General features: G+C 59.8%; 15 protein-coding genes. 9 read left to right on the forward strand and 6 right to left on the reverse strand.

What is annotated here, in order from left to right:
* Positions 1-4: 4 nt before the first annotated feature.
* Positions 5-160, forward strand: coding sequence for a hypothetical protein (locus tag CPA42_RS12640; protein WP_002512781.1), 156 nt, complete (start codon positions 5-7; stop codon positions 158-160).
* Positions 161-168: 8 nt separating this feature from the next.
* Here CPA42_RS12640 and CPA42_RS00410 read toward each other — a convergent pair whose 3' ends face one another.
* Together CPA42_RS00410 and CPA42_RS00415 are read right to left on the reverse strand one after the other, a co-directional pair.
* Positions 169-1623, reverse strand: a complete 1455-nt coding sequence (locus CPA42_RS00410; protein WP_002518590.1) for an FtsX-like permease family protein — start codon at positions 1621-1623, stop codon at positions 169-171.
* Positions 1617-2369, reverse strand: coding sequence for an ABC transporter ATP-binding protein (locus CPA42_RS00415; protein WP_002515702.1), 753 nt, complete (start codon positions 2367-2369; stop codon positions 1617-1619). Before CPA42_RS00415 ends, CPA42_RS00410 begins: the two co-directional genes overlap by 7 nt.
* Positions 2370-2583: 214 nt before the next feature.
* Between CPA42_RS00415 and CPA42_RS00420 the strand changes: the two genes are divergently transcribed.
* From CPA42_RS00420 to CPA42_RS00450, 7 genes are all read left to right on the forward strand, one after another.
* On the forward strand, positions 2584-3453 hold the full coding sequence (locus tag CPA42_RS00420; protein ID WP_002518592.1) for a class I SAM-dependent methyltransferase: 870 nt from the start codon (positions 2584-2586) through the stop codon (positions 3451-3453).
* A 220-nt stretch (positions 3454-3673) separates the two neighbouring features.
* Entirely contained in the window at positions 3674-4684 is a 1011-nt protein-coding gene (locus CPA42_RS00425; protein ID WP_459166219.1) for an ABC transporter substrate-binding protein, read from the forward strand.
* Positions 4684-5853: a FecCD family ABC transporter permease gene (locus CPA42_RS00430; RefSeq protein ID WP_002515839.1), complete on the forward strand. Its 1170-nt coding sequence runs from the start codon at positions 4684-4686 to the stop codon at positions 5851-5853. Before CPA42_RS00425 ends, CPA42_RS00430 begins: the two co-directional genes overlap by 1 nt.
* Entirely contained in the window at positions 5846-6613 is a 768-nt protein-coding gene (locus tag CPA42_RS00435) for an ABC transporter ATP-binding protein (protein ID WP_002517542.1), read from the forward strand. Before CPA42_RS00430 ends, CPA42_RS00435 begins: the two co-directional genes overlap by 8 nt.
* Before the next feature lie 82 nt (positions 6614-6695).
* Positions 6696-8153: an NAD-dependent succinate-semialdehyde dehydrogenase gene (locus tag CPA42_RS00440; RefSeq protein WP_002515931.1), complete on the forward strand. Its 1458-nt coding sequence runs from the start codon at positions 6696-6698 to the stop codon at positions 8151-8153.
* Positions 8154-8197: 44 nt separating this feature from the next.
* The gene (locus tag CPA42_RS00445; protein WP_002515888.1) at positions 8198-9484 is read left to right on the forward strand and encodes a chloride channel protein; all 1287 of its coding nucleotides are present in this window, start codon (positions 8198-8200) and stop codon (positions 9482-9484) included.
* Positions 9485-9538: 54 nt separating this feature from the next.
* Positions 9539-11905 (forward strand): glycogen/starch/alpha-glucan phosphorylase, encoded by a 2367-nt coding sequence (locus CPA42_RS00450; protein ID WP_002515833.1) that lies wholly within the window; start codon positions 9539-9541, stop codon positions 11903-11905.
* A gap of 64 nt (positions 11906-11969) precedes the next feature.
* Here the strand turns inward: CPA42_RS00450 and CPA42_RS00455 are convergent, their stop codons facing one another.
* From CPA42_RS00455 to CPA42_RS00470, 4 genes are all read right to left on the reverse strand, one after another.
* A complete protein-coding gene (locus CPA42_RS00455; RefSeq protein WP_002515781.1) occupies positions 11970-12362 on the reverse strand; it encodes a hypothetical protein in 393 nt (130 codons plus the stop codon).
* Positions 12347-12982: a sigma-70 RNA polymerase sigma factor region 4 domain-containing protein gene (locus CPA42_RS00460; protein ID WP_002515718.1), complete on the reverse strand. Its 636-nt coding sequence runs from the start codon at positions 12980-12982 to the stop codon at positions 12347-12349. The genes CPA42_RS00455 and CPA42_RS00460 overlap by 16 nt, the downstream gene beginning before the upstream one ends.
* Before the next feature lie 187 nt (positions 12983-13169).
* The gene (gene gnpA / locus CPA42_RS00465; RefSeq protein ID WP_002515765.1) at positions 13170-15386 is read right to left on the reverse strand and encodes a 1,3-beta-galactosyl-N-acetylhexosamine phosphorylase; all 2217 of its coding nucleotides are present in this window, start codon (positions 15384-15386) and stop codon (positions 13170-13172) included.
* 129 nt (positions 15387-15515) lie between these two features.
* Complete coding sequence (locus tag CPA42_RS00470; protein ID WP_002518597.1) at positions 15516-16682, reverse strand: ROK family transcriptional regulator; 1167 nt, start codon at positions 16680-16682, stop codon at positions 15516-15518.
* Between the two features lie 433 nt (positions 16683-17115).
* Here CPA42_RS00470 and CPA42_RS00475 point away from each other — a divergent pair, with 433 nt between their 5' ends.
* Positions 17116-18435, forward strand: a complete 1320-nt coding sequence (locus CPA42_RS00475) for a carbohydrate ABC transporter substrate-binding protein (RefSeq protein ID WP_002525244.1) — start codon at positions 17116-17118, stop codon at positions 18433-18435.
* Positions 18436-18483: the final 48 nt, after the last annotated feature.

Genomic DNA, 18483 nt, shown 5'->3' on the forward strand with positions numbered 1-18483 from the left:
TGCCGTGAACAAACCTTTCCTTGTGGGCCTTGCCGTCGTGGCCAGTACCATTGCAGTGGTCAGCCGGATCAGCTCAGTGAGGAGGGGCTGGATCGACGAGGTTTGGCGATTCGGTATGGATGGGATCGACGAGCGCCCCGACGATGAGCAGCGACGCTGACCCTTTTCCTATTCAGTCCGGGCTAGCCCATCGTCGATGACCCGGCGCAGAGTCGGGCGGGTAGCCCACAGACCCAGCCGAACCATGCCCGCTCCCGCCACAATGGTGGCGACCGTTACGAGGACCGTTGCTGGCCGGGTGATGAGAGCAATTCCGGTCGCCGGGACGAGCAGCAGCCCGGTGGCAATAATGCCGGTGACCATGGCGAACCGCATCGGTGAGATGACAGTGATGCGTCGCACCTTGTCCTGGGTTTGCAGATCCATCCCGACGACGTCCAACCCCACTTCGACAGATCGACGGTCGAGGATCGCGGAAGCTTGATTGACTCCCACCGAGCAGGCAACGGTGGCGAACGCGAAGATGATGAGGAGGATCACCCCGGTCTGTAGGTCTCCTCCGACGATGCGGGCGGATTTCGTGGCCGGGGGATCGTTGTTGATGGTTTGCATCATTGCGGCTCCGGTGCCTCCCAGCATTCCGACCACGCACACCGCTCCTAGCGAGGCTACCTGGGTCCAGGCGGCGCGCGGGTTCTCCAGCACCTGGCGGGCTGCCACGAGATCGGTGGCATCTTTGGCCCGTTGTAGACGGTGCTGGAAGTACATAGCCAGTAGCTTCGGCCCAATGATGTTGGCGAGCTCGACGACGGCAGCCAGAATGACGGCGATAAACACGTACACGCCGACCATGCCTGTTTGGTGACCGAGAAATCCCAACACGGCCTTAGAAAAGACGATGAGCAGGACTATGGCACCACCGATTGCCAGCCGAACCCACGAGACTGACCGAGGTTGGCTGCGCATTCGCACTCCAAGCGGGGAGACGTCGACCTTACGCAGGCCGATCGCAGAGCTGACAAGGGCTAGTAGCACGAGAGTGAGGATGACTCCGGCCACGGGGATAGGCCTGAGCAGGATTGAATCTGCGCCGACCTTTCCGCCGTTGAAGGAGAGCTGTCCTAGCAGAGGCAGGCACAGTACGTATCCGGTGATGCCCAGGATGGAACCTACAAGGGCTTGTAGCCCGGCCTCGGTCAGGGCCACTACCCGCAACAGGTGGGACGAAGCGCCCACAAGTCGTAGAGAGGACAACCGGTCGTCCCGGCGTCGCGCCGATAATCGTGCCGCCGAAGCTGCCAGGGTCATCAAGGGCAGCACCAGCAGGATGACGGCAATTGTCGAGGTCAGCTTGTAGAAGCCAGAGTTGTCTCCCGGTAGATGCCACATCATGACGGCACCGCCAGTGACGTCGAGGATGATGGTTGCAATGACAGCGAAAGCAACTACCGGCAGCCGCCAGGTGGAGTGGTCAGCGGCTGAGGCACGGAGGGTCATGCTGAGGATCGCAGCAGTGGTAAGACGTCCGGGCGTAGCTCCCAGTGGCTCGGGGACGGTGAGGGACGGGATCCTTTGATCGGCGGTTCCCGGTTCGATAGGTGGCGTCATAGTCATGATCACCACCTCCCATCGGAATGACGTACGTCGTCAGAGACGATCCGACCGTCGTGCAGATGAAGGATGCGCTGGCAGCGGCGGGCGACGTCCTCATCATGGGTGACGACGACGAGGGTGCGTCCCCGCCCGGTCGTCGCCGAAAGCAGAATGGCCATCACTTCGATGGCGGTGGCCGAGTCGAGGGCTCCGGTGGGTTCGTCAGCGAAGACAATCGACGGATCGATTACCTGGGACCGGGCAATAGCGACGCGTTGAGCTTGGCCCCCGGAGAGCTGACCAATCCGACGATCCTCCATGCCGCCTAACCCCATCGATTCAAGCCATTGGGTGGCATACCTGACCGCATCGGTTCGGGATACGCCGTTAAGCATGAGGGGTAGGGCGGTGTTCTCGACAGCAGTGAGCTCGGGTACGAGCATTCCTTGTTGGAAGACGAAACCAAGGGATTGACGGCGTAGCTTTGCTCGGCCTTCGTTAGAGAGGTTTTCGACGTTGACGGTGCGGTCCGGCAGAGCCAGTTCGATACTGCCAGAGTCAGGCGAGAGGATCCCCGACAAGCAGTGCAGCAGGGTGGTCTTGCCTGACCCGGACGGCCCCATGACGGCGACCGACTGGCCAGCTGGGATGGCGATGTCGATGTGATCGAGGGCACGTGTCATCCCGTAGGTTTTCGTCAGTCCGAGGGCGCGCAGGTGAGCACCACGGATGGTTGTGTCAGCGGCGCGGGGATGTGGGCGAGTTGTCGTCAACATGGCATCCACTGTGTTGCTGGAACCCCTCGTCACGCATCGTGCTGGCGAGCGAATTAGCTGGTCCTTCTGTGGTATGAGCGTGTTTGCGGCCGGTTATGCGCAAACCAGATCGGGTCCGGGCAGTCGGGCTCAGCGGGTGCTGTGTCAATCTTGTTCGTGATGAGGGTCAACACCACCCACAGTGGCAGCACCCCGGGTTACGAACGTGATTGCCATGGGTGCGGGTGGGTACATCGGTCATAGGGGCCGGTACCGTTTACGGGGCCAGGCCATGCAGGGAGGCGGGATGGAGATCATTGATTACTTCGGGCTGTGGGAGCATGACAGGAGCTGTGATCCCCAACGCAGGACTCTGGAAGAGGAACGGGAATTCTGGCGTTGTTATGCCCGGGTCTATGACCAGCACGCCGGGGAGACGGGTGGCTCGTTGGCGCAGATCGCAGCCGTAACCGAGATCGTGGAGCCGGGATCTTCGGTCCTCGACGTTGGTGGAGGAACGGGAAGGTTTGCGATTCCGCTGGCACAGCGCGGGTGCCGGGTGACCGTGCTGGATCGATCCGAGGACATGCTAAGTGTCTTGGAAAGTTCTGCCGAGGAGAAAGACGTCGAGATCGATGTCGTTCATCAGGAATGGCCAGCGGACCTCGGTTGCCAGTTTGACAGCGTTATGGCAGCGTGGTCGTTGTACTGGAACCTCGACCTACAGGCATCGCTCCAGGCCATGGTGCGGCAGACAAAGAAGCATCTCATCATCATTGACACCACTGGGTCGCCGACCGTGTGGGATCACGCGCTTGCGGTGGCTAGAGGGGGAGGAATCGTAGCGTCTCAAGCCAGGCATCTGTTGTTTGCCGGGGGTTTGGCACAACTTGGCATACCCGCGGAAATTCGGGTGCTAGAAGAGTATCGAGTTATCGGTGAGACCGAACTGGAGCGCGAGATCGATGCCCACGGTGGCAGCAAGGTAGCTGCAATGGAGTACCTGGACACTCACGCTGTGAGGATTCGAAGCGGTTGGCGTTACAAGCGGACCGTTGGTCTGATCCATGCGCAGGGAAAGAACATTCCAGCACGGAATTTGTGACATATTGCATATAGAGATGCCACTGACTGGCGCGATTGGAAGCTGAAGATGGAGTGGCACGTCCTGCCATGAGTGCACGCTGGTGATCGCGAATTCTATTAATTGGACCATTGCTATGCTTTCCCTGTTGGCGCATTCAAGCGAGCGCGAAGAAACTCTTGTTGGACGTGTGTCCTGTGGGCAAGGTCGTCGATGGGCGCGCGGTTGAAAGGATAATTTGATGGTGCGAAAACGCGTGCGAATGACCGCGCTTATTGCCGCGATGGCGATGCCTATATTCAGTCTTGTTGGTTGTGGAAGTGCTGTCACTGATCCCAGTATTTCGAAAGCATCGACTGCAACGTTGCCGGTGATGCAGGGGCACACTTCGTATCCTCTGACTGTCACCAGTTGTGGTGTCAGTCAGGTATTCGAATCTGCTCCTAAGCGTGCCGTAACCTTGACCTCCACCGCGACCGAGACGATGCTCGAACTGGGTCTCGAAAAGCGGATGGTTGGAACGGCATATCAACGTAATCGTCCTATTGGATCGCAGTACAAGAAGGCATACGATTCCATTCCGATTCTCGCCTCCGGGCAACCGTCTATGGAAAAGCTCCTCTCTGTTAACCCAGATTTCGTTTATTCGGGATATCCGGATGGATTCTCGAAGAGTAATGGACACACTAGAGAGGATCTCAAAAAGCTTGGAATTAAGACCCATCTGAGTCCGGTGGGGTGCTCTGACCAGGTGAATACCCTTGAAGATGAAACCAAAGAGATTAGGACGATTGGTCAAATCTTCGATGTCAACGATAAGGCGGAAAAGGCTGTTCGCAGGTTCAATTCCAAGGTTAGTAGTGTCAAGAACTCTGTAAAGGGTAAGGATCGCCCCAAAGTATTCCTGTATAATTCAGGCATAGAAGCTCCGATCACTGTAGGTGGATGGGCCTACGCATCAGTGATGATCGATGCGGCAGGGGGAGAGAATATTTTTGCCCATGAGCCGCTGAGATGGGGAAAGATGTCGTGGGAGCAAGTAGCCAAAGCTGATCCAGACATGATTCTCATCTACGACTATAAGACGCCCAGTGTGGATCAGAAGATTAAGACGCTAAAGTCCATTCCTGCTCTTAAGGATACTAAGGCTGTTAAGAACAACGCCTTCCCTGTCATTAGCCTGTCTTTAGCCCAGCCAGGTCCCCGGTCCGCCGAGAGTATTGAACAACTTGCTAAACAGTTCCATAGCTGATGCTAGGTGCGCACAGTGAGGGTGACGATACGTCCGTCAGGTCCGTGAGCGACCAGGGTGATCTCGTTGCTATCTTAAATCGCGTTCCGGCTCGGTCCTTGGAGGACGTGACGAGTTACCAATCCGATTTACGTCGGGGGCGTTCGGTGGTTCTCATTCTGGTCTTCGTGACGGTTCTACTTTTCGTTTTGGGTACCGCGCTGTCCATTGGATCGGTCCAGGTTCCATTCACTATGGTGTGGAAGGTTGTGGCTCACCGGGTGTTTCCAGAAGGCGTTATATCGGTCGAATGGACCCCAGCTATCGATCGAATCGTCGCTGATACGCGTCTACCACGGGTGCTCCTGGCTGCTGTGGCAGGTATGGCATTGACCACTGTTGGTACGGTTGTGCAGGCGCTTTTGCGTAATCCTCTGGCCAACCCGACTATCCTGGGTGTTTCATCGGGAGCGGCAACGGGAGCCATTGCGGTAATGCGGTTCGGGTTACTCATCGGAGGCACTGTGTCGCTGGGGTTGGCGGCATTCGGTGGCGCATTTTTGACGCTTCTTCTCGTAATCATGGTTGCACGCCAACGACAGACCATGACCGCAGGAACTTTGATACTCACTGGAACGGCTGTCTCGGCTCTGCTGTCGGCGGTTAACAACTTTATGGTGCTGACATCACCCGACCCACAATTGGCCTCACAGGTGTTGTTCTGGAGTCTAGGCGGTTTTGGGGCGGCCAAATGGGAGAATCTTTTGTTTCCTTCCGGCGTCCTGGCGATCGGGATAATTCTGTGCCTGGCGCAAGCCTCGAACCTCAATATCCTGCTCGCTGGTGAAGAAAGTGCGGGTTCCCTCGGTCTGAACGTAAATCGATTTCGAACATGGATGTTTGCCGTCGCCGCCGCTATCGTCGGCGTGACCGTTGCAGTATGCGGAGTTGTTGGTTTCATAGGGCTGGTCATGCCGCACATTACGAGGTTGTGTGTGGGGGCGGATCACCGTAGAACTCTTCCCATCGGGCTATTGCTGGGTGCGATCTTCACTGTACTAGCAGACCTTGGCGCCCGAATGGTTATCAGGCCACAGGAATTGCCGGTTGGTATAGTCACCGCCTTAGTCGGTGCCCCATTCTTTCTTTTTCTCTTGCGTCGCAACGGCGGGAGGCGGAAAGATGATTAAAGGTGCAAAGCTTGTTGTCGATAACTTGGGTGTAGACATCGATGGACATTGCATTGTCGACGGCGTCAATTTTTGTGCCCGACCAGGCGATGTTGTGGGAATTCTTGGTCCAAATGGGAGTGGTAAATCGACGATATTGCGGTCGATCTTTCACTCGAGGAAACCCGCGAGGGGATCTGTAACCTTAGATGGAGTAGACGTCTGGTCACGGGACGCAAAGTGGTCGGCGCAACATATCTGTGTGGTCCTGCAGGAAACACCTGCGGAGTTTCCGCTAACCTGTGGTGAAATTGTTCGGATGGGGAGAGCTCCTCACAAAAGGTCGTGGCAGTCGCTGGGAGCTGGTGATCTCGAACTGTGCCACGCGGCGATGGAGGTTATGGAAGTCGACAATCTTGCAGGATCGTCTTTTTCGAGGATTTCTGGGGGTGAGAGACAGCGAGTGACGATCGCGAGGGCGCTTGCTCAGCAAACCGGCATGATCGTCATGGATGAGCCGACTAATCATCTCGACATCCATCATCAACTCAAGCTGATGCACCTACTCCGTCGTCTCAATGCGACGACGGTAATCGCACTCCACGACATCAACTTGGCGGGTCGCTTTTGTGACACGTTGGTTTTGATGTCAGGGGGAAGCTGCGTTGCCTGCGGTGCTCCGTCGACTGTGCTGTCTCCGAACGTCCTCGACGATGTTTACCACGTGAAGACTGATGTCGTTCGGCAGCCTAACGGAACGGTCCATGTGACCATCCTGTGAGTGATTCGATTATGGGAAGTGTTCTCCCCACGTGAACGTCGAACCCTGCCATAGCGTCGACACCCCGTCGTAGGGTTGTTTCATGATGACCAACGACCGTTCGCTCCCCTCCGATCTTCCCACCCAGTTGCTCATTGACGGAGAATGGGTGGACGCCGAGGCGTCCCGCACCTTCGACGTCATCAATCCCGCCACCGAGAAGCCCCTCGTCGCCATCGCCGATGCCTCTGTTGACCAGGGCACCGATGCCCTTGACGCTGCTGTTCGCGCCCAGCACTCTTGGGCCGACACCGCCCCGCGGGAGCGTGCCGAAATCCTGCGCAAGACTTTTAACCTCGTCACCGAGCGCAAGGATGACTTCGCCCGCCTCATGACCCTCGAGATGGGCAAGCCGCTCGCGGAGTCCTACGGCGAGGTCACGTATGGCTCCGAATTCCTGCGCTGGTTCTCGGAGGAGGCGGTACGCATCCGCGGTGACTACGGCTTGCTGCCGGAGGGCAACATCCGTCAGTTGGTCACCAAGCGTCCCGTCGGTCCGTGCCTATTCATCACCCCATGGAACTTCCCGTTGGCGATGGCTACCCGCAAGATCGCCCCGGCTCTGGCTGCTGGGTGCACTGTGGTGATTCGCCCGGCCTCGGCTACCCCGTTGACCACCTTGCTGCTTGCCAAGACGTTCCTCGAAGCTGGTCTGCCAGCCGGTGTTCTCAATGTCATCACTGGTCTGGATCACGCTGTCACTGACGCCATCCTGGAGGATCCGCGACTGCGCAAATTGTCCTTCACCGGGTCTACCGGGGTGGGTGCAAATCTGCTGGGCAAGGCTGCCAAGCACGTATTGCGCACCTCGATGGAACTTGGTGGCAACGCTCCCTTCATCGTCTTCGACGACGCCGACCTGGACCAGGCCATCATCGGGGCCAAGGGCGCCAAGATGCGCAATATGGGCGAGGTATGCATCGCTGCGAACCGCTTTATCGTCCACGAGTCGGTGGCCGAGGAATTCACCGACAAGATGATCGAGATGATGTCCGGTTTGGTCGTCGGGGACGGGTTGGACGAAAAATCCGAGGTCGGGCCCATGATCACCGAGCGTGACCGCGAAAAAGTTGACGGCCTGGTGCGTTCAGCTATCGAGGCCGGTGCCACCCTGCGTTGCGGTGGTGAGATTCCCGAGGATAAGGGCTGGTTCTATCCACCGACGGTGCTCTCTGGCGTTCCCGCTGACGCTGAGATCATGCAAACCGAGATTTTCGGGCCAGTCGCCCCGATAACGACCTTCCGCACCGAAGAGGAAGCGTTAGCCCTCGCCAACTCGGTTCCGGTGGGACTGGCCGGGTACGTGTTCACCAGTGACACAGCTCGCATCCTACGGATGGGACAGAAGCTGGAGACCGGCATGATCGGTGCGAACCTAGGGGTGTTCTCTAACGCGGCTGCCCCATTTGGTGGCGTCAAGGAATCCGGGCTGGGACGCGAGGGTTCCTACCAGGGTATTGAAGAATTCCTGGAGACGATCTACGTCGCCCTTCCAGCGTGATTCATAGGCCGTGCTCTTAAGGTTGTGGCGGTAGCGTCTGACTCGTGGTCACCTCACGGATCCGATTCGTTGCCGCCGTCGTACTGACGGGGTTGGCGTCGGGACTCATCGGTGGCCTTACAAGCGAACTGTCCCACCTCATTGAGGTCTGCGCCTTCGGTGTGCCCTTCTCCTCGTCGACGACGGGTGTTGGGGAAGTCGTTATGTGGCGACGCCTCGTCGCGCCGATTATGGGTGCTCTCATTGCGGGCTTGACGTGGCGGTGGCTGCGTCCGTTCCCATCGGGGTCGATTACCTCGGTGCGACAGGCCATCGACTCTCCGACGCGGCTACGCCCAGTCGAGACCATCGTTGACGCCCTCGCCCAGCTCGTCGTCGTCGGGTCAGGAAGCTCCCTAGGCCGAGAGGCGGCACCGCGTCAGATGGCTGCCCTGGCTGCCCAAGGGCTATCCGACACTTTCCGAGTCGACGTCGCCACCCGGCGGGTTGTGCTGGCCAGCGCCGCCGGTGCCGGCCTGGCATCGGTCTATAACGTGCCCGTCGCTGGAGCGCTGTACGCCCTAGAACTGACGGTGCGCCCTGATCTTCGCACCAAACGTGGCTGGGGACAGGTGGGAATAGCCGGCGTCATCTCCGTCCTATCAACGGTGACGGCATGGTTGTTGAACCATGACCGCCCCATCTATCGTTCACCAGCCGCCACAGTGACAGGTCCCGGCCTTGGCTGGATGGTTCTTGTCGTTGCGGTTTCCACCGTTGTAGGAGCCGGGATGGGAGTGCTCTTTGGGGAGATGAAACGGCGAGTCCCGGTTACCTCCAGGCTGTGGTGGACGGTTCCGTTGGGATCGGCCGGAGTGACCGCCATCGCTCTGGCGGCACCTCAAGTGGTCGGAAATGGCCAGGTCATCGTCAATCTGGTGCTGGCCCATCCTGTGGCTCCAGCTAGTTTGGTGATCCTGCTCGTCGGCAAGATTCTCGCCACGACGGTGGCATTACGCTCCGGTGCTGCCGGCGGTCTACTCACCCCGTCCCTATCCGCAGGCGCCCTGGTCGGAGCTCTGGTAGCCGTGGTGGCAGGGATCGACGCACCCTCCCAGATCGCCATGATGGTGATCGTCGGTGCTGGATGCGTGTTGTCTATGACCCAGCGTGCCCCGCTCTTCGCCGCCGCCTTCGCGCTAGAACTGACTCGTGCTGGAGCGCTAGGGATCCCGGTCGTTGTCGCAGCGGTGATGCTCGGTTGGACAGGGTTCGTTCTCGTTAGTAGGCGTGGTCTGGGACTCCACGGACGGATTGGTCGGGCTCCGGGCCATACGTCTGATCCGCGGTAGTGTGAACGCAATGTACCAGCCGCGGTGCGGCGCACCCATATCCAAGGAAGGCACATGACTCAGGACCTGGCTTCAGCAATCGCATTCCAGGTGCGATCGACCTCAGGACGTTCCGTTACTGCGTCGACCCCCATGGAGGTGTGGCAGGGATTATCGGCCTGTGTCGTGGGCCGTATCGCAGATGACTGGCAGGACACCGACGCTGCGTACAAAGCCGAGCGCCAGGAGCACTACTTCTCCGCTGAATTCCTCATGGGACGAGCCCTGCTCAATAACTTGTCGAACCTCGGACTCGTCAACGAGACCCGCGAGGCCCTCGCCAGTTTCGGTATCGATCTGTCCGAGGTGCTCGAACAAGAACCCGACGCTGCTCTAGGTAACGGTGGCCTAGGTCGTCTGGCCGCCTGCTTCCTCGATTCCTGCGCCACCCTGGAACTGCCTGTTACTGGTTACGGAATCCTCTACCGTTACGGCCTGTTCAAGCAGCTCTTCGACAACGGCTTCCAGACCGAACACCCAGACCCATGGATGGAGGAGGGCTACCCCTTCGTCATCCGTCGTGAAGAGCAACAGCGTATCGTTCGCTACGCCGACATGTGGGTGCGCGCCATCCCTCACGACATGCCGATCACCGGTTATGGGACCCGCAACGTCGGGACGCTGCGGCTGTGGAAAGCCGAGCCGATGGAACAGTTCGACTACCAGGCTTTCAACTCCCAGCGCTTCACTGACGCTATCGTCGAACGGGAGCGCACCTCCGACATTTCGCGCGTGCTCTACCCCAACGACACCACCTTCGAGGGCAAGGTGCTTCGGGTCCGTCAACAGTATTTCTTCTGCTCAGCCTCCCTGCAGGAGATCGTCGACAACTACATCGAGCACCACGGCGAGGACCTTACTGGCTTCGCTAAATACAACTCGATCCAGCTCAACGACACCCATCCGGTGCTGTCCATCCCTGAGCTCATGCGCATCCTCCTCGATGAGCACGGTATGGGTTGGGACGAGGCGTGGGAGGTCGTTACCCATACCTTCGCCTACACCAATCACACCGTGCTGGCCGAAGCTCTCGAGAAGTGGGAAATGCAGATCTTCGATCGCCTGTTCCCGCGCATTTCCGAGATCGTTCGCGAGATTGACCGTCGTTTTCGCGAGGACATGAACAAGCGCGGTGTGGACGGTCAGACCATCGAGTACATGGCCCCGGTGAGCGGCAACCAGGTACGGATGGCGTGGATCGCCTGTTACGCCTCCTACTCCATCAACGGTGTCGCCGCCTTGCACACCGAGATCATTAAGCGCGAGACCCTCAAAGAGTGGCACGCAATCTGGCCGCAGCGGTTCAACAACAAGACCAACGGCGTCACTCCGCGTCGCTGGCTTAACCAGTGCAATCCGCGTCTGGCGAGTTTGCTGTCCGAGGTCACCGGCTCTGACACCTGGGTCAAGGACCTTTCAGTGCTCGCTAACTACACTGATTCCGTGGACGAGTCGGTCTACGACCGCATCAACGAGATCAAACACGCTAACAAGGTCGACTTCGCGGCTTGGGTAGCCGAGCGTGAGGGCGTCAAGATTGATCCGGACGCTATTTTTGACGTCCAAATCAAGCGACTGCACGAGTACAAGCGTCAATTGCTCAACGCCTTCTACGTGCTTGACCTCTACTTCCGCATCAAAGACGACCCGAGCCTCAACGTTCCGAAGCGGGTTTTCGTCTTTGGCGCTAAGGCCGCTCCCGGCTACATCCGTGCTAAGGCGATCATCAAATTCATCAACGAGGTGGCTCGTCTGGTCAATAACGACGAGGACATCAACGGTCGGATCAAGGTCGTCTTTATTCACAACTACAACGTCTCCCCGGCCGAGCACATCATTCCGGCCGCTGACGTCTCCGAGCAGATTTCGATGGCCGGCAAGGAGGCCTCAGGTACTTCGAATATGAAGTTCATGATGAACGGCGCTCTCACCCTGGGCACCTTGGATGGGGCCAACGTCGAGATCCTCGACGCGGTAGGTGACGACAACGCCTACATTTTTGGTGCCACTGAGGAGCAGCTGCCTTCCCTCAAGCGGGACTACGATCCGCGTTGGCATTACGAAAATGTACCGGGCCTCAAGCGGGTTATTGATACGCTGACCGACGGCACCCTCGACGACAATGGTTCTGGCTGGTTCCACGATCTGCGTCAAAGCCTCATGGAGCCCGGCTGGGAGGTTCCCGACGTCTACTATGTGTTGGGCGACTTCGCGTCCTACCGGGATGTCAAGGACAAGATGGCCGCTGATCATGCTGACGCCCGTGGTTGGGCGCGCAAGGCATGGGTGAACGTCACCAAGTCTGGTCGGTTCTCCTCTGACCGCACCATTCGCGACTACGCCGAGCAAGTGTGGAAGCTGGAGCCGGTTAGGGCTGAGTGAGCTCCGGGGGCTGATAGCGCATCGTGGGGTCCGGGCTGGTCGCGGACCGCGTGTGTAGCTGTGGTCAGCCCCACAGGGCTTTAGCTGTCACCGTGAGCAGTACCGACCATAGAGCCGATGCCATCGTTCCGATGATGAATTGCTCGATAGCTGCGCTCGACTCCTTGTTGGCTTGCGCCGCGTCCGATCCCGGAGTCGGTTGCGACTTCAGCTCAGCGTAGCGGGCCAGAGTCTTGACGCCGAGGATGACAGCGATCCCGGCTGGGTAGCTGGTGAGGATGGCGATGACGATCCCGAGTCGCTCCAGGTAGCCGATCCACAGACCTCCGCGCAGCAGACCGGTATCCCCGCCGGCCCGGACCCCGGCGGCGCGAAAGATGAGGGAGACGACGTACTTGCCGCCCCACACTGCGGCGATTACGAGGAGGGCGGCCACGATCCTCATGGTGACGGCCATTGCGCCTCCTGAGCCAGGTCGACGGCGAGTTGCCGAATCCCGACGAGGTACTCCCAGCGAGCGCGGGTAAGTCGCTGACTGACGGCCGAGGTGCTGATTCCGAGGGCCCGTGCAGTCTCGTCGCTGCTCATAGACAGATCGTAGAACTTGGCGACATCGCGGGCGGCTGGGCGCAGCCGTCGGGCGAGATCGACGACGACCTGGGCCACTTGGGAGAACCGGCGCATTCCATCGGTGCCGTCGGCAAAGACGTGGATTGCTGCGCGACGTCGTCGGCACTCGTCGATTGCTTCTCGTGCCGATATATAAGCGGGTCCTCGTGCTGCGCGCGTGGAATCGGGCAGCGGAGTGTCGACCTCGCCATGGGAGACTCCGATACGCCATGGTCCCGAACCGGATGTCCACACGGCGTGGATGAGGCTGGCGGGGTCGGTGGTGAGCGCCTGGACTTCGTCACCAGAGGTCCGCTCTGGGGGGAGGACCCATTGTGGGGTGCCGACCGTGTAACCCGTGGGGCTCACCAGCAACCCGGGGGAGGTCAGGGCAGTGAGGAGATGGGGGACCTCGTCGTTGTGGCGTCGACTGTCGACTTGGTCGGCAAGAATGACCCAGGCGAGCATGGAGCGCTCCTTCCCGTGGTGCTTTGGTCTGCCGTCGTTGGTTTAGAGAATAACCTAAATTGTGCGCCGGTAAAGGGTAGAGCCTTATGTGGCTGCCTCGGGGCGAGCGTGTGGTGGCTGTCGAACGGACTTGCCCTGTTGTTGTCCGACCGTGAGGATTCCAAGGCTAAATTGAGCCTTGGAGGGTTCAGCCTGGGATGTCCAGGGGGTGAAGTTCGAGGTCGAACCACAGGTGCCCTGCGGCTTCCATGTGCACTTCGCGGACCGTCGTAGGGGTCGACACGGTGGTGGTCACCTGGTCCAAAGAGTTGTTGATCACCAGCAGTCGGTCACTGTGCGGATAGACGGCGACTTCTGCACGCACGTCGCTGCTGGTCCACGTGGTGAAGGCGTCCTCACGGTGTCCGGCCCAGGCGAGGGCTCGGTGCAGCAACCGGGCATTCTGCGACGAGTATGGGAGTCCGGCCAGGTAAACGGCACGGCCGCAGCCGAACTGGTTGACTGCGAGGTCTACTTGCTCGTGGTGAGCTGCCAGGACAGTGGTGGTGGCGCTGGCGCAGAACACGTCGGGAGTGCCTTCTCCCACGTCCAAGCGGCTCGACAAATCGAGGGTGACGAAGTGATGATCGCTGGTGTGCATGGGGCGGTGCGTGCTCAGGCCCCACCCGAGTTCGCGGTCGACACCAAGGACATCGCTGAGCTGGTAGACCGCTCCGCGGGCGGGGTGGGCGGTGGGGTCACCGACGCCGACCAGACCGCCTCCGGCTGCGACAAATCTGCGCACTGCCGAGGTGACACGCTCGTCGGCCCATTCGGATCCACCACTGAACGCAGTGCCGGCGGCACCGACGTTGATCAGCACCTCAACTCCCTCGGGCACGCCGTTGCGGATGTCGTCGAAGCTGAGAAAGTCCACCTGTAGCGGCAGCCCACTGAGCGACTCAAGGACGCCGAGGTACGAGTAGGCCTGTCGGTAGTGCAGGGCATGGGCGACCATGTGGGTCTGCCAGCTGCGCAGCGCCCCCCAGCAGTTCACGATGGCAACCCGGGGGCCGGTAGCGATGGGTCGCTGACCGGCAGCAGCCGCATGGATAGCGCGGAACTCGTTGACGATCTCTTCCATGCGGTCTACGAATTCGGGGTGCTGGACGGCCAGGCTCAGGTATCCGCCGTAGCCGATCCGGTCCAGGGGAGAGCGCACGATGGCGCGACGTGCAGCTAGCCACGAGGCATTGGCCTCGGTCACCGGATCTCCACCTGGATAGAAGACGTGGGGGAAGAAGTATGGCAGTAGGCGTCCCTCCGTGTAGCGGACGCCGGGGATGTCGGAGATCATTCGGCAGGTAGCCCCACTGCCCACGGATCCGACTACCGCGTCTATTCCAGTGTGCGCGAAATGGGGCCCATAGGGTTCAGTGCCGATCCAGTTGTCGCCTAGGAACATCATGGCCTCGCGGCCGGCGGCATGGACCTGTTCCACCAGCTCGGCCATGCGGGATGTCACGAACTCGTGTTGGAAAGAGACCCAGTCCCGGAAGGACTTGCGGGGTACCCGGAAAGGCGAGTTGTACCAGCCCTCGTCGATGAAGTCCTCGGCCTGCAATGGGTAGCCGAAGCGTTTCTCAAAAGCTTCCATTGCAGGTACCGAGACGGAGGCGGAGTAGCCGAACCAGTCGACGAAGCGCTCGGTTCCATCGGAGCCGTAGACGAGGGTGAAGTGGTAGAAGAAGGTCGTGAAGCGTACTACGTCGACCTGGGGGTTATCGGCCAGCCACTGGTCCAAGGCGTGGCGTACGTGCTGCCAGGTCTGGGGATAGCGGATGTCGTAGGGCGATTCTTTGATCCGTTGTGGATCGTCGGCCCAACCGTTGGTGAGATAGTTATACATCTGGGTGGGGTCCCAGCGCTGCACAGCCAGGAAACCGACGGTGTAGACGTGTCCGGCCTGGGCCTGGTCCATCGTCACGCTCAAGTCGGCTGGGTCAACATGCCATGCGCCGGGGGCGATGACATCCCCGGTGGTGCGATCGATCACCTGCCACCACCGCTCGACATCGCAGTCGGTGTCGGGATACACCTGGTCAACGAACCAATTCGTCATCAGGTCGATCGATAGCTCACCGTCTGCTAGCGCTGGGGTCCGTTCGCTCATCAGGTAGATCCGGGTCAGCTCCCGGGGGTGGGTTTGGGCCCAGTCCTGGTCTCCGCGCCCTACGAAGTAGGTTTGGTAGATCTTCGTGGCGAGCTTATTAACGATCTCCGGTAGTTCGGTGCCGTCGCTGTTGCGCACAGCATCGGCTTGGAGTCGCTCGAGCAGCTCTGCGACCTGCGCATCCATGCCCTTCTCCACGGGCAGGGTCAACCGCCCGGCCCGGCTGGTGGTCTGAGACGTGCTGCTAGACATCGGGCTCCCTCAGCTTAAATGTTCATGTTCTGCCGAAAATATGACATGCGGCCGCGCGACTGTCAATGCTCTCCGGGCCGTCGGTCCCGGATTGGGTGCCTGGTGCTTGAGGAAGAGGAGGTGATGGCGTCAACATTGAGGAACTGATAAAGGGTTGACGAATACACTGTCCAGGGCCGTCAGGGCAGCCCCATGAGCGGAAGAGACCATGCCGAGTTGTGCACCGGCGAGCAGCGCACCCGCGCCTGGATCCAGTCGGCGGGCGGTCAGATCGGCCGCTATCGGCGGAATGAGGAAGTCAGTGAACCAGCTGAAGTAGCCGCCCAGGACGACCACACGGGGATTGAGCATGTCGATGACCACGCTGAGGCCCTCGGCCAGGCTGGTAGCCAGGTCATCGAGGGCATTGAGGACCTGCTGGTCCCCACGGGTTGCACGATCCTGAATTTGGGTGAGTAACCGGTCGATAGGTTGGGCGCCCAGTCGGTCCCCGGTATGCGCCAGGAACTCGGGTAGGCCGACGCGCGCCTCCCAACAGCCTGTGCGGCCACAGTGGCAGGGTAGGTTGCGGGGGTCGAGGTGCAGGTGCCCGACTTCTCCAGAAAATCCCGACCAGCCGCGCATCAGCTGGCCAGCCGCGATGATACCAGCGCCGACACCGATGTCCCCGGATAGGTAGACCAGGTCCCGCACGTCGGAGTCCTCATATCTGCGGTACTCGGCGACCGCTGCGAGTTTCGCATCGTTCTCCACCTGCAAGCTGATGTCGGCGTCCAGTCGCTGGAGCAGCTGAGAACGCAAAGGGACGTCGCGCCAACCGAGGTTCGAAGCCAGGTGGACGGTACCTGCGGGTTGCTTGATCACACCCGGGGCGGACACCATGACCTGGGCCACGTGCCGTCGTGCGCTATGGAGTTGTTCCAAGGTATCCCGCATGATCCCGGCAACTTCGTCGAGGACATCGGAGATGGGTAGCGAAGCCACGTCGAATGGCTGAGCCCGGTCGTATAGCACTGTCCCGCACAGGTCTACAACGCACACGGCGAGGTACTCGGCGTTGATCTCCAGCCCGACACCGCACACACGCGCACCTTCCAGCGTAAGCATGGTGCCGGGGCGCCCCACCGTGCCGTTGCGGTCCGGGCTTCCCTCGCGCACGAGCCCCCTCGCCGCCAGCTCGGCGGCCAGGCTGGTGATGCTGGCTTTGGATAGATGGGTCCGTCGGGATAACTCCGCGCGGGAGATCGGTCCTGATCGCAGGGTTCCAAGCAGGAGGGCAAGATTAATCGTCCTCATCGTGCCATGATCGATGCGTTCCGCACCCACTACTGCTGAATGCATGTCCCCCTCCCCTCTGCCGTCCTATCTCGATAGGGTACCTGCCGGAGTGACTGACAAAACGCTTAGCTCGACTGGCGCTTCCTGTCGGACGTGGCACGTTGATAGATCGTTGAGGTGATGCCATCACTGCCACGCACAATCTTGCGGTCCGGAATGGTCTCAAAGCTTTCACCGATGGCGGCCGCGTCACCTCTCACCGGAGAGGGGGGTAGAACAGCATCAATGCCATAATCTCGGCAATCTCTGAGAACTCATGACATCGATAACATTTCGTGCCAAACTACTGATGACAGGGAGCGCAGGGTCACAGCGGGGTGACCCCGAGCACTCGTTACGCCCTCATGTCCGCGCGAGAGGACTTCCCATGCAACTCACTAGACGAGCCTTTATGGTCGGCCTGGCTGCCTCCGCGGCTACTGTCCCCTTAGCCGCCTGCTCTCCGGGTTCGAGAACCACGGCGTCTACCTCGGGTGGTGCGGGGAAGGCCAGCGGGGTTATCAAGGTCGCCGCTTTCGAGAATGCTTACGGCGCAGCCATCTACAAGCAGGTCGCCGAAGCCTTCGAGAAGGCCACTGGTGCCAAAGTCGAGCTCACCGTCAGTAAGACCATCGATCAGGAGTTGACGCCGCAGGTGGCGGCAGGCAATTTCCCGGATGTCGTGTTTATGGGGGTGGGTGGCAAAACTGGTTTCACTGACAAATTTGTGCAGAACAAGTCGCTGGAACCACTCAATGACATTCTCAAGATCACTAACAAAGGCGAGACCACGACCATCGGCGACAAACTCCTGCCGGGTATGGTGGGCAACCTCACCACCAATCCTTATGATGACGACCGGCTGATGCTGGCGCCGACGTTCATGGCCCCGGCTGGACTGGTTTACAACAAGACCCTCTTCACAAAGAATGGTTGGACGTTACCGGCTACCTGGGACGAGTTCTTCGCTCTGGGTGACGAAGTTAAGGCGAAGGGCGTATCGCTGTTCACTTACCCGACGGCCGGATATTTTGACACCTTCTTCTTTGCGCTGCTGTCGAGCATCGGCGGTGATGACTACTTCAAGAAGGTGATGAGCTACGAGAAGAACATCTGGACAGGCAGTGAGGCCACCCAAGCGCTCAACCTCGTCGGCAAGCTCCTGACGCAGTACACCCTGCCGCAGACGGTCGGTTACGCGAACAACCAGGATTACACCAAGAACCAGGCGGCCCTCATGGCGGACAAGGCTCTCTTCTGCCCTGACGGTTCCTGGGTGGCGGGGGAGATGAAAGACGCTCCGCGCAGCGCCGGCTTCGCGTGGGGGCTCACGACAGTGCCGGCCATGAAGAAGGAAGACCGGCACCTCACCAGCTTCATCGAGAGCGTGTGGATCCCCAGTGGCGCGAAGAATAAGGCCTCGGCGAAAACCTTCATCGCCTGGCTCTACTCCGACAAGGCCACTGGCTTATTCGCCAAGGCTGGTGCAGCAATGCCTACCAAGACCGGAACAAAGGGCCTGCCGGCCGAAGTGGCACCCTTCTATACCGTCTACGATGAGCCAGGCCTCAAGTCGACTATCGGTGGATTCAAGTCCGCCAAGGCCGTACCCGGCATCGACATGAAAACCGCGCTGCTCGACTCGGTGGACTCCGTGGCTAGCGGAAAACTGTCGGTCAAGGACTGGCAGGCGAAGGTCAACGAGGCCAGCAACAAGCTGGGCGGTTACTGACCCCTGATCCCTCTGTGCTGATCATGGATGAATCGAGGCTGTCTTGAC

Origin of the sequence: Cutibacterium acnes, from assembly GCF_003030305.1 — a bacterium.
GTDB classification, from domain to species: domain Bacteria; phylum Actinomycetota; class Actinomycetes; order Propionibacteriales; family Propionibacteriaceae; genus Cutibacterium; species Cutibacterium acnes.

What these genes read in the sequence shown, in the direction of transcription:
- CPA42_RS00460 (WP_002515718.1), bottom strand. Translation starts at nt 12,982, where the DNA reads ATGCTCGCCTGGGTCATTCTTGCCGACCAAGTCGACAGTCGACGCCAC.
- CPA42_RS00475 (WP_002525244.1), top strand. Translation starts at nt 17,116, where the DNA reads ATGGTCGGCCTGGCTGCCTCCGCGGCTACTGTCCCCTTAGCCGCCTGC.
- gnpA (WP_002515765.1), bottom strand. Translation starts at nt 15,386, where the DNA reads ATGTCTAGCAGCACGTCTCAGACCACCAGCCGGGCCGGGCGGTTGACC.
- CPA42_RS00415 (WP_002515702.1), bottom strand. Translation starts at nt 2,369, where the DNA reads ATGTTGACGACAACTCGCCCACATCCCCGCGCCGCTGACACAACCATC.
- CPA42_RS00440 (WP_002515931.1), top strand. Translation starts at nt 6,696, where the DNA reads ATGATGACCAACGACCGTTCGCTCCCCTCCGATCTTCCCACCCAGTTG.
- CPA42_RS00420 (WP_002518592.1), top strand. Translation starts at nt 2,584, where the DNA reads ATGGGTGCGGGTGGGTACATCGGTCATAGGGGCCGGTACCGTTTACGG.
- CPA42_RS00430 (WP_002515839.1), top strand. Translation starts at nt 4,684, where the DNA reads ATGCTAGGTGCGCACAGTGAGGGTGACGATACGTCCGTCAGGTCCGTG.
- CPA42_RS00450 (WP_002515833.1), top strand. Translation starts at nt 9,539, where the DNA reads ATGACTCAGGACCTGGCTTCAGCAATCGCATTCCAGGTGCGATCGACC.
- CPA42_RS00435 (WP_002517542.1), top strand. Translation starts at nt 5,846, where the DNA reads ATGATTAAAGGTGCAAAGCTTGTTGTCGATAACTTGGGTGTAGACATC.
- CPA42_RS00455 (WP_002515781.1), bottom strand. Translation starts at nt 12,362, where the DNA reads ATGGCCGTCACCATGAGGATCGTGGCCGCCCTCCTCGTAATCGCCGCA.
- CPA42_RS00425 (WP_459166219.1), top strand. Translation starts at nt 3,674, where the DNA reads ATGGTGCGAAAACGCGTGCGAATGACCGCGCTTATTGCCGCGATGGCG.
- CPA42_RS00470 (WP_002518597.1), bottom strand. Translation starts at nt 16,682, where the DNA reads ATGAGGACGATTAATCTTGCCCTCCTGCTTGGAACCCTGCGATCAGGA.